Origin of the sequence: Sphingobium indicum B90A, from assembly GCF_000264945.2 — a bacterium.
In the GTDB taxonomy this organism is placed as follows: Bacteria; Pseudomonadota; Alphaproteobacteria; order Sphingomonadales; family Sphingomonadaceae; genus Sphingobium; species Sphingobium indicum.
Genome location: NZ_CP013072.1, coordinates 95,383 through 108,430 on the forward strand (window position 1 = coordinate 95,383; position 13,048 = coordinate 108,430).

Here is a 13,048-nt window from a genome sequence, read left to right on the forward strand (position 1 = left end):
CCCTCCCCCGCCTATTTCAGCATCGTCCGCAGCAACGCCCGCAACTGCGCGGGCTTGACCGGCTTGCCCAGCAGCGCAATGCCCCAGCCGTCCATCCGCGCCTTCAACGCCTCGCCCCGGTCGGCGGAGATCATCACGGAGGGCACCGCCCGCCCGAAATGGCCATGCAGCCGTTCGATCACCGCATCCCCCGTCTCGCCGTCGTCCAGATGATAGTCGACCAGTATGACGTCGGGCGCCTCGCCATCGGCGAAGGCCGCCACCGCCTCCTCGAATCCCGCGGCGGTCGCCACCGCGCAGCCCCAGCCGCCCAGCAATGTCGACATGCCGGTCTGGATCGCGCGTTCATTGTCGACCACCAGCACCTTCAGCCCGCGCATCGAACGGTCGCTGCGCGGCGCGCTGCCGCCCTCCCCTTCCTCCACCACCGCTTCGCCCCGCGGCACGCGGATGGAGAAGGTCGCGCCCTGCCCCGGCGCGGATTCCAGCGTCACTTCGTGGCGCAGCATGTCGCTCGCCCGGCGGACGATGGCCAGGCCCAGCCCCTTGCCGCCCGCCCCCCTGCCCCCCCGCGTGTCGAGACGGCGAAACTCCTCGAAGATCAGTTGCTGCTTGTCGGGCGGGATGCCGGGGCCGCTGTCCGCGACGCTCAGCCTGATCCCCTCCCCTTCCGCCACGCAGGCGACGCGCACCGACCCGCGCTGGGTGTAGCGCAGCGCGTTGGACAGGAAATTCTGCAATATCCGCCGCAGCAACCGGATGTCGGACCGCACCCAGACCGGAGCCGTCTCCACCGTCAGCGCCAGCCCCGCCGATCGCGCCATCGGCGCGAATTCCGTCCTCAGCGTGTCGAGCAGCCGGTCGATGCGGAAATCGCTGATCTCCGGCTGGATCGCCCCCGCGTCCAGCCGGCTGATCTCCAGCAGCGCCTCCAGCAGGTCCTCCACCGAATCCAGCGCGGTAGAGGTCTGGTTGACCAGCGCCCGAGTCGGCAGCGCCAGCCGCCGGTCGCCCAGCGCCGCGACGAACAGCCGCGCCGCGTTCAACGGCTGCAACAGATCGTGGCTGGCGGCGGCGAGGAAGCTGGTCTTGGACAGGTTCGCCTTTTCCGCCGCCGTCTTGGCGTCCATCAACTGCGCCTCGATCTCCCGCCGCTCGGCCACTTCGGCCTCCAGTTCCGACGTGCGTTCCGCCACCCGCCGCTCCAGCGTTTCCGCCGTTTCGCGCAGCGCCGCCTGCGCGCGCAGCATGTCGGTGACGTCGGTGAAGCCGATCACTTGCCCGCCGCGCTCCATGGCGTTGCTGCGGATCTCGAAACTGCGCCCCCCGGCATGGACCAGCTCGCTGCGATGGCGCGCCCCGCCCCGATCCAGGCAGCCTCTGTCGTCCATGCCCAGCCTGCCCCGGCACCAGTCCAGCAGCGCGGCATGGGTTCCCCCCTCCTGCGCCCAGTCCTCCGGCAGTTCCAGCAGCCGTTGCAGCGCCTCGTTCCACGCCGCCAGCCGCCCTTCCGCATCGAACAGGCAGACGCCTTCGGACAGGTTGTCCAGCGTCGCCTGCAACACGATGTTGCGCTCGGCCAGTTCCCGCGCCCGGTCTCGCGCATCCTCCGCCTTCGCCTCGGTGATGTCGGTATAGATGCCGACGATGCCGCCCTCGCTGGTGCGCAGTTCGTTGATCTGCACCCATCGCCCGTCGGACAGCGCCTGCACATGCCCGCCCTCCGCCACGCTGTGGCGGGCGAGGCGGTCCGACACCCATCGGTCCTGCCCCACCGGGCGATGGTGGGCGGCCGCCAGCCTGGCGATCTCGTCGAAGCTCATGCCCTCGCGGATATGGTCCGCGATCTCCGGCCAGAAACCCAGATAGGCCTCGTTATAGAGGACCAGCCGGTCCTCCGCGTCGAACAGCACGAAGCCTTCGTTGATCGAATCGATCGCGTCGCGCAGCCGCATCCGCGCCGCGTCGGCGCGGCCATGGGCAGAGGCGAGGTCGGCATTGGCCTCCGCCAGCTTCGCCAGCGCATCCTCCAACTGCGCGGTCCGCTCCCGCACCATGGCTTCCAGCGAGATGGCGGTCTCGAACATCGAAAAGGCGTTGCCCGCCATGTCGCTCGACCGTTCGACCCGGTCGATCAGCGCCGCGTTGATCTTGCGCAGCTTGCGGTTCTCCTCCCGCAACGCCTCAATCTCGGCGGAAGAGGGAAGCGCGTCCTTCATCGCCCGATGGCAAGCCCGCTGAAGGTCTGGTTGACGTGCAGCGCATGATATTGCTCGCCATAGGTGTTGAAGCCGATCACCCGATGCCGCCCGTACAGTTCCGACACGGCGCGCGTGATCTGCCGCTGCTCGGCATCGATGCGGTTCAATACGCAATCGAAGGCGATGATCCGGTCCACCGGCCCCACCTCCGCCGCGATGTCCGCGAACAGCGCGTCCATCCGCGCAATCCGGTCCACCGGCTCGCCCACGGTCATCACGATCCCCTCGTCGATGGCGCAGTAGAAGGTGAGGCTGCCGTCCGGGTTCGCGCTCTGGATCGACCGCACATGATAATCGCCCCCCGCCCGCACCATCAGCGGATGCGCGGCATAGAAGGCGACGCCCAGCGCCTCGCCCGCATGGCCCGCCAGCCGCAGATATTCCTGCGCGGCGGGCTCCGCATTGATCTCGGTCACGATGCGGTCGTTCGGGATGGCGCCGGTCACCACCATCTTCGCCTCGCTGGGCCGGTAATGCTGCGCCTTGAACACATGCAGCGGGCGCGGCGTGGACAGGATCGCCACCACCGCCGCATGGGCATGGAAGCGCCCGCCATGGAAGACCGCCGTCTCGCGAAAGGCCATGCCGTCGCCCGACGATCCGCCGATCAGCGCGATGTCGCCCAGCCCGTCCTGGATCGTCATGGTCAGCAATTCCTCCCGGTGCGACAGCCCGTCGACCAGGAACAGCGCGACATGATTGACCTTATCGCCCAGATGGCGGCTTTCCCGCTCCGCCCGCGCCGCCAGCCCGCGCACCGCCTGCCGCGCCGCGGCGGGATCGAAATTCTCTATGTCGTCGAAGCAGAGCGAGGTCATGTGGAAGGCCGAGGCGGGAAAGCCGACGACGCTCAAGCTGTCCTCGTCATAGCCGTTTTCGGTCAGCTCGCCTGAACTGGTGCAGCCGATCGCCACCACCCCCTCCGTCCTGGGGTTGACCGCCCGCGCCAGCGCCTCCCGGTCGAAACGGTGCGAACAGAACAGCAGCATCCCGGCCAGCGGCTCCTCCCCCAACTGCCCGGCCACTTCGGCCATGGCCTTGGCCGGATCGCCCGCATGGCTGGACGCAAAGGCGATCTGCGACGCCAGCATGGTCATGTTCCTCTCCCCGCATTTTCTCCCTGTTCTGTGTATGCGGTTTCACGCTCCGCGCAAAGGCTCTCCCGCCGCCTCCAGCGCCGCATTCTCCTCATCGGTGAAGACGCGGGATCGGACGATGAAGCGCATCCCCTCCGGGCTTTCCAGCGACATGCCCGCGCCCCGGCCCGGCACGACGTCGACGGTGACCTGGGTATGCCGCCAATAGTCGAACTGCGCCGCGCCGATCCACACCGGCACATCGCCTGCGATATGACCCAGGAGCACATCCTGCCCCCCGACCCTGAACTCGCCGCGCGGGAAGCACATCGGCGCGGACCCGTCGCAACAGCCGCCGGACTGGTGGAACATCAGCGGCCCATGCCGCATGGTGAGGCGGGCAATCAACGCTTCGGCCTCCGGCGTGGCGAGGATGCGAGATGGAAGGTTCATAGGGTTCACTCCTACCCCTCTCCCTTGAGGGAGAGGGCTGCGCAGACTTGGCAGCTTGCTGCCTAGTCGGAGCTGGGTGAGGGGGATAGCGCAGGTTCCACCCCCTCATCCAACTCCGCCTGGCTTCGCTCCGCTCAGCAAGGCTCCATATCCTTCTCCCTCAAGCGAGAAGGAAAACAGAAAAAGGCGGACGCCCGGGAGAGGCGCCCGCCCGAACCGAAGGCGTGAAGGGGGAACGACCCGCCTCCGGCATGACGACCGCCTCAGAAGAAGCCCAGCGCCTTGGTCGAATAGCTGACCAGCAGGTTCTTCGTCTGCTGATAATGGTCCAGCATCATCTTGTGCGTCTCGCGCCCGATGCCCGACTGCTTGTATCCGCCAAAGGCCGCATGGGCCGGATAGGCGTGGTAGCAATTGGTCCAGACGCGCCCGGCCTGGATGGCGCGGCCCATGCGATAGGCGGTGTTGCCGTTGCGGCTCCACACCCCCGCGCCCAGGCCATAGAGCGTGTCGTTGGCGATGTGCAGCGCCTCCGCCTCGTCCTTGAAGGTCGTGACCGACAGCACGGGGCCGAAAATCTCCTCCTGGAAGATGCGCATTTTGTTATGCCCTTCCAGCACGGTCGGCGTCACATAATAGCCCTGCTCCAGCTCGCCGCCCAGATGCGCCCGCGTGCCGCCGGTCAGCACCTTCGCGCCCTCGCCCTTGCCGATGTCGATGTAGCTGAGAATCTTCTCCAGCTGGTCGTTCGACGCCTGCGCCCCGATCATCGTCGCGGGATCGAGCGGGCTGCCCTGCACGATCTTCTGGACGCGGGCGACGGCGCGCTCGATGAACTTCTCGTAAATGCTCTCCTGCACCAGCGCCCGGCTGGGGCAGGTGCAGACCTCGCCCTGATTGAGCGCGAACATCGCAAAGCCTTCCAGGCACTTGTCGAAATAATCGTCGTCCGCGTCCATCACGTCGGCGAAGAAGATGTTGGGCGACTTGCCCCCCAGCTCCAGCGTCACCGGAATGAGGTTCTCCGACGCATATTGCATGATGAGGCGCCCGGTGGTGGTTTCCCCGGTGAAGGCGATCTTGGAAATCCGCTTGTTGGTGGCCAGCGGCTTGCCCGCCTCCACGCCAAAGCCGTTGACGACGTTCAGCACGCCTTCGGGGATCAGGTCGCCGACCAGGTCCATCAGCACCATGATCGACATCGGCGTCTGCTCGGCGGGCTTGAGCACCACGCAATTGCCCGCCGCCAGCGCCGGGGCCAGCTTCCACGCCGCCATCAGGATCGGGAAGTTCCAGGGGATGATCTGCCCCACCACGCCCAGCGGCTCATGGAAATGATAGGCGACCGTGTCATGGTCGATCTCCGCGATGGACCCTTCCTGCGACCGGACGCAGGCCGCGAAATAGCGGAAATGGTCGATGGCGAGCGGAATGTCGGCGGCGGTCGTCTCGCGGATCGGCTTGCCGTTGTCGATGGTCTCCGCCATGGCGAGCAGGTCCAGATTGTCCTCCATCCGCTGGGCGATGCGGTTGAGGATATTGGCCCGCTCGGTCGCGGAACGATGGCCCCAGCCTTCCTTCGCCCTGTGCGCGGCGTCCAGCGCCAGCTCGATGTCCTCGGCGGTCGATCGCGCCACCTTGCACACGCTCTGCCCCGTCACGGGCGACAGATTGTCGAAATATTCGCCCCGGACCGGCGCCACCCACTGGCCGCCGATGAAATTCTCGTATTTCTCGCGGATCAGCGTTTTTCCCGCGAACCGCGCCATTGCCTGCTGTAACATCATCCTCTCCCGGACTCGTCTGAAGGTTGAGGGACAGGATGAACCTTTCGGACGAAGGAACAATTAGACCTTGGGTCGGCCGATCCGCCCAGGGCATCGGCGCCCCCCCCTTGAAAAGCGGCGCGGCGATCCCGATCAATGGCATGATCATCATCATGTCATGGCCCGGTCCGGCGGCGCGGACGACAGCAGAAGGAAAGCCAGAATGACCACGGAAATCATCCTCGCCCATCCCGTGCGCACCCCGATCGGCAGTTATAACGGCGCGTTGAAGGACGTGCCCGCCGCCGAACTGGGCGCCGTCGCCATCCGCGAAACCGTGCGCCGCGCCGGCCTCCCGGCGGAGGTCGTGGGGGCCGTCACCATGGGCAATGTGATCCAGGCGGGCAACGGCATGAACCCGGCGCGCCAGGCGGCGATCCATGCCGGGCTGCCCGTCTCGGTCCCGGCCCTCACCGTCAACCGGGTCTGCGGATCGGGCGCGCAGGCCATCGTGAGCGCCGCGCAGGAGGTGCAGCTTGGCCTGCACGACGTCGCCGTCGCCGGCGGCATGGAGAATATGGACCGCGCCCCCTATCTGATGACCGGCGGCCGCTGGGGCTATCGCATGGGGGACGCGGCGATCATCGATTCCATGCTGCGCGACGGATTGAACGACGCCTTTTCCGGCCGGCATTCGGGCTGGCATACGGAGGATCTGGTCACCCGATCCCAGATCTCGCGGGATGCGCAGGACCGCTGGGCCGAACGGTCGCAGAGCCGCTTCGCGCAGGCGCAGGCGGATGGGCGCTTCGACGCGGAGATCGCCCCCGTCACCGTGCAGGGCCGCAAGGGCGAGACCAGCTTCGCCCGCGACGAGGCGCCCCGCGCCGACACGACGCTGGAGGGCCTCGCCCGGCTGAAGCCCGCCTTCCGCCCGGACGGCACGATCACCGCCGGCAATGCCCCCGGCCTCAACAGCGGCGCGTCCGCCATGCTGGTCGCCAGCCGCGCCTGGGCGGAGGCGAACGGGGTCGAACCGGCCGCGCGGATCGTCGCCCATGCGGTCGCGGCGATGGAGCCGGGCCTGTTCGGCCTGGCGCCCGTCCCCGCCGTGGTCAAGGCGGTCGAACGGGCGGGCTGGACGCTGCCGGACGTGGAGCGGTTCGAGATCAACGAGGCGTTCGCCGCCGTGCCGCTGGCGATCATCCAGGAACTTGGCCTGCCGGAGGACATCGTCAATGTGGAGGGCGGCGCCATCGCCCATGGCCACGCCATCGGCGCCACCGGCGCGGTGCTGACCACGCGGCTGCTGCATTCGATGAAGCGCGACGGCGTTCGCCGGGGCATCGTCACGCTGTGCATCGGCGGCGGACAGGGCATAGCGCTCGCGCTGGAAACGCTGTAATGGCCGCGCGGCTGCAGGGGCGGGGCATGAGCGGCCTCGACATGATCAGCGCGGTGGCGCGGGGCGACCTGCCCTATCCTCCCATGGCCGAGACGATACCGTTCCGGCTTCTTCCGCCGGAGATCGGCCGCATCGAACTGATGGCGACGCCGGAGGAGCGCTTCCTCAATCCCGGCGGCATCGTCCATGGCGGCTGGGTGATGACGGTTCTCGATTCCGCCATGGGCCTGGCGGCCGTGACCATGCTGGAGGAAGGCGGCTTCGCCCCGACCCACGAAACCAGCGTCAAGTTCCTGAAGCCGATCCACGCCGACATCGGCCCCCTGCGGGTGATCGGCACCGTGATCTCGCGGGGCCGCTCCCTCATCGCCATGGAGGGGCGGATCATCGGTCCGGGCGAGCGCATCTTCGCGCACGGCACGTCCACCTGCGTCGTGCCGCGCTGAACGCGGGGCGGCGCGGGCGGGCGGCGGCGCCTTCCGGTTCAGGCGGCGGCTTCGGCCCTTTCGGCCGGCTTCGCCCCGGCCCGGCTCGCGGAGCGGCTGCGCAGGGGGATGCGGGTGTCCACGTCCGCGACGCCAAGCCGCTCCTTCACGGATTTCCGCGCCTTCTGGAGGATCTTCTCCGCCGCCTTGGGATCGGTCGTCATCCGCGCCATGACCAGCGCGCCCAGCGCTTCGGAGAAGGCCGCGTTCGCCGCTTCCGCCGGATCGCCGATCCCCGCCCGCTCCAGCAGCCGGGTCAGTCCGTCGACCAGCCCGCGCATGCCCCTGCTCAGCCGCCCCCGGCCATCCTCGGACAGATGCCCCAGTTCGCTGCTGAGCGAAGGGATGGGGCAGCCCGTCTCGGGATGGCCGCGATGGGCCATGGACAGGTAGCCGTCGAAGAATTTGGCGATCGCCGCGCGCGGGTCGCCGACATCCAGCAGGCCCAAAAACTCCTCATAGCGTTCATGGAACATATGCTCGACCGCATGGGCGACCAGATCGTCCTTGGACGCGAAATGGGCATAGAAGCCGCCGACCGTCAGCCCGGCCGCCGACATCACATTGGCGACCGCGACCCTGTCGATGCCCTGGCAACGGATCGCGCGCGAAGCCTCCTTCAGGATGCGCTCCCGCGTGCGCGCCTTATGTTCGCTGGGGTATCTCATGCATCGTTCCACAACTGACCGGATCGCAACCGCCTGCGGCAGGAACGGCACGGCACTGCCGGGGGGCTGCTTGCGACCAAGATAATATTATGCCCGTCAGGTTCAAGCATTTTGATCCGGAAGGGCGCGCCGATCCGGCCCCGATCCCGCCACGCGGGGGCGGCGGAACCCGGTCGGCGGGGGCCGCCATGCCGCCGCCCTTTTCACGGGCGTGAAAATCCATTATATTCAATGCTGTAGCGAACGAATCCGCACCAACCATCTTGTGAACCCGCAACGGCGCCGGGGCAATCCGCCGTGCGGGAAGGAGGTTCAACACAGGCGGCACAGGGCCGCTCAACAACGGGGTCGTACCATGCGCATTTTCTCTTTCCGCCCGCTTGCGGGCGCGTTGTTCGCGTGCGTGCTCATTTTCTGCATGAGCGAATGGGGCCTGTCCCTCACCGCCGACACGGAAAAGATCTCCGCGCCCGCGGCGGAAGACCGGCCGGGCATCGCCCCCATCCTCGCCAGGGGCTTTTTCGGCCGGACGGGCGGCCCGTCGCCGCGGATCGACTTCTCCCGCCCCTCGCCCAGCCCCTGGACCACGGCGCTCGGCAGCAGCAATCCCGCCGCCCTCTTTCCCGCCGCCCCGGCCGCCGCGCCGACCGGCGGACCGGCCTGGGGCGGGGCCGGGAAGATGGCGACGGCCAGCACCATGGCATCCCTTTCCGCCGCCGCCCTTTCCGCCAACGGGCAGGCCACCGACTTCGCCAATTTCGACTTCGCCGGCGGCACCCGCTATCCCGAACTGGCGACGGCCTCGGTCGGCCCGGCCTTCTACCGCCCCGGATCGACCGTCGCCTATGTGCCGATCTCGCTCGACCGGCCGACGCCCAACACCGTCATCGCCCGCGTCATGACGGAGGATGGCCCCGGCCTGGTCCGCGGCGTCGCGGGCGTCAATTATCAGAGCATCTACAAATCGGTGATCTTCCGCCCCGGCGACCCGCTGACCAAGACGGTCTCCGTCCCGATCCTGCTCGGCGTGCCGCAGGCCGACTTCATCGTCCGCTTCGTCGAAGCCCCCTGGGGCGGCAGGATGGGCACCGACCGCGCCTTCGTCCAATGCGATTTCCAGCAGGAACCGACGGCGGAACAGGTGGCGGGCCGCGAACCGCGCATCTTCCAGCCCACGGGGACGCTCCAGTGGAAGATGAGCCGGGAGACGCTCAAATGGTCCGACGCCGGCCATGACAAGGCCTGGTCGACCAAGCTGCCCAACGGCCGTTCGCAACCGGGCAATCAGGAAACCGGCATCTATCTCGACGGCTGGGTCTATCGCGACTATGGCATAGAGGCGCCGCTCCGCTACACCGACGAGGGGCTGGTCATGCACACGCAGAAGCTGAGGCAGCCCATAGCCTGGGACGGCGTCCCCTATGATTATGGCGCGGTCGTGCTCAGCGGCCACAACACCCGCCCGGTCCAGATCGGCTACGGCCAATATGAATTCACCGCCAAAATGCCCAACCGGCGCGGTTCCTGGCCCGCCTTCTGGCTGATCTCCACCGCCGGATGGCCGCCGGAAATCGACATTTACGAAGGCTTCGGCTTCGAAAGCTGGTGGGATTTCGACCGCTACACCGCCAACACGCTGCACGGCGGCGCCAACATCACCCGCACCTTCCAGCAGGGCGTGTTCATGAACACGGACGAGATCTACGGCATCGGCGGCTTCACGACGGGCTTCCACAGCTTCGCCGTCGACATCCAGCCCGACTATATCACCTGGTTCATCGACGGGAAGGAAACCTATCAGGCGGTCAACCCCTTCGCCGGCTTCCGCTGGTACCCGATCATGAACGTCGCGGTGAAGACCACCGGCGACTATGCGGACGGCACCGGCGACATGATCGTCAAGGATGTGCGCATCTATTCCGACGGCGGCCAATAAGCCGCCCCATCCCATTCCTCCCCATGCTTGCATGGGGAGGGGGACCATGCGAAGCATGGTGGAGGGGAAAATGCGCAGGTCATGCCCCTTTCCCCTCCACCACCGCTTTCAGCGGCGGTCCCCCTCCCCCATCTCCCAATGGGGAGGATGAGGAAGCCCCGTCGATCATCCCGGCAATATGGTCGCGGACAGCCGCCGCTTACCCGGCAAAACGACTTTCGGGCGAAGCATCCTGCGCCCTCCGCATCCCAACTCCCCTTCATTTGCCAATTTGAACAATTTATGCCAATACTGTCCCAAACATGCTTCAACTTTGCGCATGAGGGCTGGAATGAACGCAGTGGTTACCCAGATCGGCGATCTGGCGGAAGCCGGCGAAAAGATGGTCGAACGCCTGCGGCGCAAGGCTTTCCTGCCGGATAGCCGCAAGGAACTCAACATCCGCTTCGGCATAGCGGAGGCCGCGCAACTGCTTGGCTGCTCCACGAATCGCATTCGCATGGCGGAGGAGGACGGGCGTCTTCCCCCTGCCCCGCCGACCGAAAATGGCCGCCGCCCCGGCTACAAGGTCGAGGAACTGCTGAACATGCGGCAGGTGCTGGGCGCCTCGCCCGAACGCGCCCCGCTGGACGTGCCCGCCATCATCGCGGTGCAGAATTTCAAGGGCGGCGTCGGCAAGTCGACCGTCACCACCCATCTCGCCCATTATTTCGCGGTGCAGGGCTATCGCGTCCTCGTCGTCGACTGCGACAGCCAGGCGACGACCACCACGCTGTTCGGCTTCAACCCGCATTTCAACATCCAGCGGGAAGAGACGCTCTACCCCTATCTTTCGATCGACCCGACCCAGGTCGACCTGCTCTACGCGGTCAAGCATACCGCCTGGCCCAATGTCGACCTCATCCCGTCCAATCTCGAACTGTTCGACGTGGAATATGAGCTGGCGGCGGCGGGCAGCGACGGCGGCTCCGTCCTCGCGGCGCGCTTCCGCAAGCTGAAACAGGGCCTCATGGACCTTGCCCGCCATTATGACGTGGTGCTGCTCGATCCGCCCCCGGCGCTGGGCACGATCAGCCTCGCGGTGATGCAGGCGGCCAATGCGCTGCTGGTGCCGCTGGCCGCGACCACGCCCGACTTCTGCTCGACCGTCCAGTTCCTTTCGATGATGGACCAGGTGATCGGCCAGTTGCAGCAGGCGGGGATAGAGGTGGACTATCAGTTCGTCCGCCTGCTCTGCTCCAAATTCGACAGCAACGACCCCAGCCATTCGATGGTCCGCGCCATCATGGAGCAGAGCTTCGGCCCCGCCCTCCTCCCCATCCCGATCCTCGACAGCGCGGAGATCAGCCATGCCGCGCTGCGCATGATGACCGTCTATGAACTGGAAAAGCCGATCGGCACGCCGCGCACCCACAAGCGCTGCCGCGCCAATCTGGACGAGGCCATGGGCCAGATCGAGGCGCTGGTGCGCCAGGGCTGGGGCCGCGTCGCCCCGGCGCGGGAAGAGGACATCGTCAATGCGGCATGAATGGCCCTATCCGCATGTTCCCTATATGTTCCCGTTGTCCGAAGTGATCGAGGGGGAATGTCATGGCGCGTAAGCAATCCGACTATCTGGCCGCCCTGCTCTCCGACGAGCCGGAAGCGGCGGCGCCCCCGGCCGTGGAGCGGGAAGAGGCCCGCGCGCCGGCGCCGTCCCCCTCCCCTGCCCCCGCCCCGCCCCGGCAGGACCGGGCGCGCGGCACCACCCTGCTCGGCCGCGAATCCGCCCTCGCCCGCCTCGCTTCGGGCGAGGTGCGGCAGGTCACGCAATTGCTGCTCGATCCGGCCAGGGTCCGCATCTGGACCGGCAATGCCCGCCATTACGCCCATCTCAATGAGGAAAATTGCCGCGAACTGATCGACTCGATCATCGCGGAGGGCGGGCAGAAGGTTCCCGCCGTGGTCCGCCGCATAGAGGGCGACCCGGACCATGATTATGAGGTCATTGCGGGCACCCGCCGTCACTGGTCGATCAGCTGGCTGCGCGCCAACAGCTATTCCGACATGATGTTCGTGGCGCAGGTCGCCCAGCTCGACGACGAGGCCGCCTTCCGCCTCGCCGACCTCGAAAACCGGGCGCGCAAGGACGTGTCGGACCTGGAACGGGCGCGCAACTATGCCGATGCGCTCAAGGCCCATTATGGCAGCCACCTGACGCGCATGGCCGAACGGCTGAAACTCTCCAAGGGCTGGCTCAGCAAGATGATCAAGGTCGCGGGCATCGAGGACGCGGTGATCGACGCCTTCGCCTCGCCCGCCGACGTGCAGTTGAAGCCCGCTTATGCGCTGGCCCAGTCGCTCGACGACCCGAAGGGCGCGCCCGCCATCCGGGCCGAGGCGAACCGCCTCGCCTCCGAACAGCGCGCCCTGCGGACGGCGGGGGCCGCGCCCATAGCGGCGGCGGACGTGCTGAAACGCCTGCTCGACGCCCCCCGCGCTGCCCGGTCCGCCCCCAGGGAGGAACCCTTCACCTGGACCACCCGCTATGGCCGCCCTGCGCTCACGGTGCAGTCGGTCAACCGCCAGGGCATCACCATCCGCCTCCACGCAGGGTCGGGCGCCGACATGGAAACCCTCGCCACGGCGCTGCGCGACACGCTTGAACATCTCGAACGGCAGGGCATGGGGCTGCAACGCTGATGACAGGGAGGGGGCACAGCATGGGAAAGGAACGGCCGGCCCCGACCGCGCCATTCCCCCTGCCCCGCGTTTCCCCGGGGAAACGACACCCCTCCCCCCGCGCCGATGCACGAAAAGCATCCCTCCCGTTTCCCCGGGGAAACACCCGCACCCCCTCGCCCCTGCACCCCCCACCAGGCCCCATCCCGGCCCATCCCGCCCGCCGATTCCAAACCCTCGCTCACTCGCCGAGACGTTCATGGAATAGCCCCCACGACGCCCCGCTCTCCTCCGCCGCAACACGTCCCAGGCTGCCGCTCATCTCCAGGATCCACCC

10 protein-coding genes are annotated in these 13,048 nt (G+C 67.4%); 5 read left to right on the forward strand and 5 right to left on the reverse strand.

Annotation, left to right across the window (positions count from 1 at the left end; all coding sequences use genetic code 11):
* Positions 1-11 precede the first annotated feature (11 nt).
* The 4 genes from SIDU_RS18730 to adh form a co-directional block, all read right to left on the reverse strand.
* On the reverse strand, positions 12-2,219 hold the full coding sequence (locus SIDU_RS18730) for a hybrid sensor histidine kinase/response regulator (protein WP_073507215.1): 2,208 nt from the start codon (positions 2,217-2,219) through the stop codon (positions 12-14).
* On the reverse strand, positions 2,216-3,358 hold the full coding sequence (locus SIDU_RS18735) for an FIST N-terminal domain-containing protein (protein ID WP_007684512.1): 1,143 nt from the start codon (positions 3,356-3,358) through the stop codon (positions 2,216-2,218). The genes SIDU_RS18730 and SIDU_RS18735 overlap by 4 nt, the downstream gene beginning before the upstream one ends.
* Before the next feature lie 42 nt (positions 3,359-3,400).
* On the reverse strand, positions 3,401-3,790 hold the full coding sequence (locus SIDU_RS18740; protein WP_007684511.1) for a DUF779 domain-containing protein: 390 nt from the start codon (positions 3,788-3,790) through the stop codon (positions 3,401-3,403).
* Between the two features lie 263 nt (positions 3,791-4,053).
* Entirely contained in the window at positions 4,054-5,574 is a 1,521-nt protein-coding gene (gene adh, locus SIDU_RS18745) for an aldehyde dehydrogenase (RefSeq protein ID WP_025161142.1), read from the reverse strand.
* A gap of 205 nt (positions 5,575-5,779) precedes the next feature.
* Between adh and SIDU_RS18750 the strand changes: the two genes are divergently transcribed.
* Both SIDU_RS18750 and SIDU_RS18755 read left to right on the forward strand, forming a co-directional pair.
* Positions 5,780-6,961, forward strand: a complete 1,182-nt coding sequence (locus tag SIDU_RS18750) for a thiolase family protein (RefSeq protein WP_007684507.1) — start codon at positions 5,780-5,782, stop codon at positions 6,959-6,961.
* Entirely contained in the window at positions 6,961-7,407 is a 447-nt protein-coding gene (locus tag SIDU_RS18755) for a PaaI family thioesterase (protein ID WP_007684506.1), read from the forward strand. The genes SIDU_RS18750 and SIDU_RS18755 overlap by 1 nt, the downstream gene beginning before the upstream one ends.
* Positions 7,408-7,445: 38 nt before the next feature.
* On the opposite strand, the gene SIDU_RS18760 is transcribed toward SIDU_RS18755, so the two are convergent.
* A complete protein-coding gene (locus tag SIDU_RS18760) occupies positions 7,446-8,114 on the reverse strand; it encodes a TetR/AcrR family transcriptional regulator (protein WP_007684504.1) in 669 nt (222 codons plus the stop codon).
* Between the two features lie 355 nt (positions 8,115-8,469).
* On the opposite strand from SIDU_RS18760, the gene SIDU_RS18765 reads away from it, so the two are divergent.
* The 3 genes from SIDU_RS18765 (at position 8,470) to SIDU_RS18775 (ending at position 12,732) form a co-directional block, all read left to right on the forward strand.
* Positions 8,470-10,050 (forward strand): glycoside hydrolase family 16 protein, encoded by a 1,581-nt coding sequence (locus SIDU_RS18765; protein ID WP_007684501.1) that lies wholly within the window; start codon positions 8,470-8,472, stop codon positions 10,048-10,050.
* Between the two features lie 331 nt (positions 10,051-10,381).
* Complete coding sequence (locus tag SIDU_RS18770) at positions 10,382-11,578, forward strand: AAA family ATPase (RefSeq protein ID WP_007684500.1); 1,197 nt, start codon at positions 10,382-10,384, stop codon at positions 11,576-11,578.
* 62 nt (positions 11,579-11,640) lie between these two features.
* Positions 11,641-12,732 carry a ParB/RepB/Spo0J family partition protein gene (locus SIDU_RS18775; RefSeq protein ID WP_007684499.1) on the forward strand — a complete coding sequence of 364 codons (1,092 nt, stop codon included), beginning with the start codon at positions 11,641-11,643 and terminating at the stop codon, positions 12,730-12,732.
* Positions 12,733-13,048 lie beyond the last annotated feature (316 nt).

What these genes read in the sequence shown, in the direction of transcription:
- SIDU_RS18730 (WP_073507215.1), bottom strand. Translation starts at nt 2,219, where the DNA reads ATGAAGGACGCGCTTCCCTCTTCCGCCGAGATTGAGGCGTTGCGGGAG.
- SIDU_RS18735 (WP_007684512.1), bottom strand. Translation starts at nt 3,358, where the DNA reads ATGACCATGCTGGCGTCGCAGATCGCCTTTGCGTCCAGCCATGCGGGC.
- SIDU_RS18740 (WP_007684511.1), bottom strand. Translation starts at nt 3,790, where the DNA reads ATGAACCTTCCATCTCGCATCCTCGCCACGCCGGAGGCCGAAGCGTTG.
- adh (WP_025161142.1), bottom strand. Translation starts at nt 5,574, where the DNA reads ATGTTACAGCAGGCAATGGCGCGGTTCGCGGGAAAAACGCTGATCCGC.
- SIDU_RS18750 (WP_007684507.1), top strand. Translation starts at nt 5,780, where the DNA reads ATGACCACGGAAATCATCCTCGCCCATCCCGTGCGCACCCCGATCGGC.
- SIDU_RS18755 (WP_007684506.1), top strand. Translation starts at nt 6,961, where the DNA reads ATGGCCGCGCGGCTGCAGGGGCGGGGCATGAGCGGCCTCGACATGATC.
- SIDU_RS18760 (WP_007684504.1), bottom strand. Translation starts at nt 8,114, where the DNA reads ATGAGATACCCCAGCGAACATAAGGCGCGCACGCGGGAGCGCATCCTG.
- SIDU_RS18765 (WP_007684501.1), top strand. Translation starts at nt 8,470, where the DNA reads ATGCGCATTTTCTCTTTCCGCCCGCTTGCGGGCGCGTTGTTCGCGTGC.
- SIDU_RS18770 (WP_007684500.1), top strand. Translation starts at nt 10,382, where the DNA reads ATGAACGCAGTGGTTACCCAGATCGGCGATCTGGCGGAAGCCGGCGAA.
- SIDU_RS18775 (WP_007684499.1), top strand. Translation starts at nt 11,641, where the DNA reads ATGGCGCGTAAGCAATCCGACTATCTGGCCGCCCTGCTCTCCGACGAG.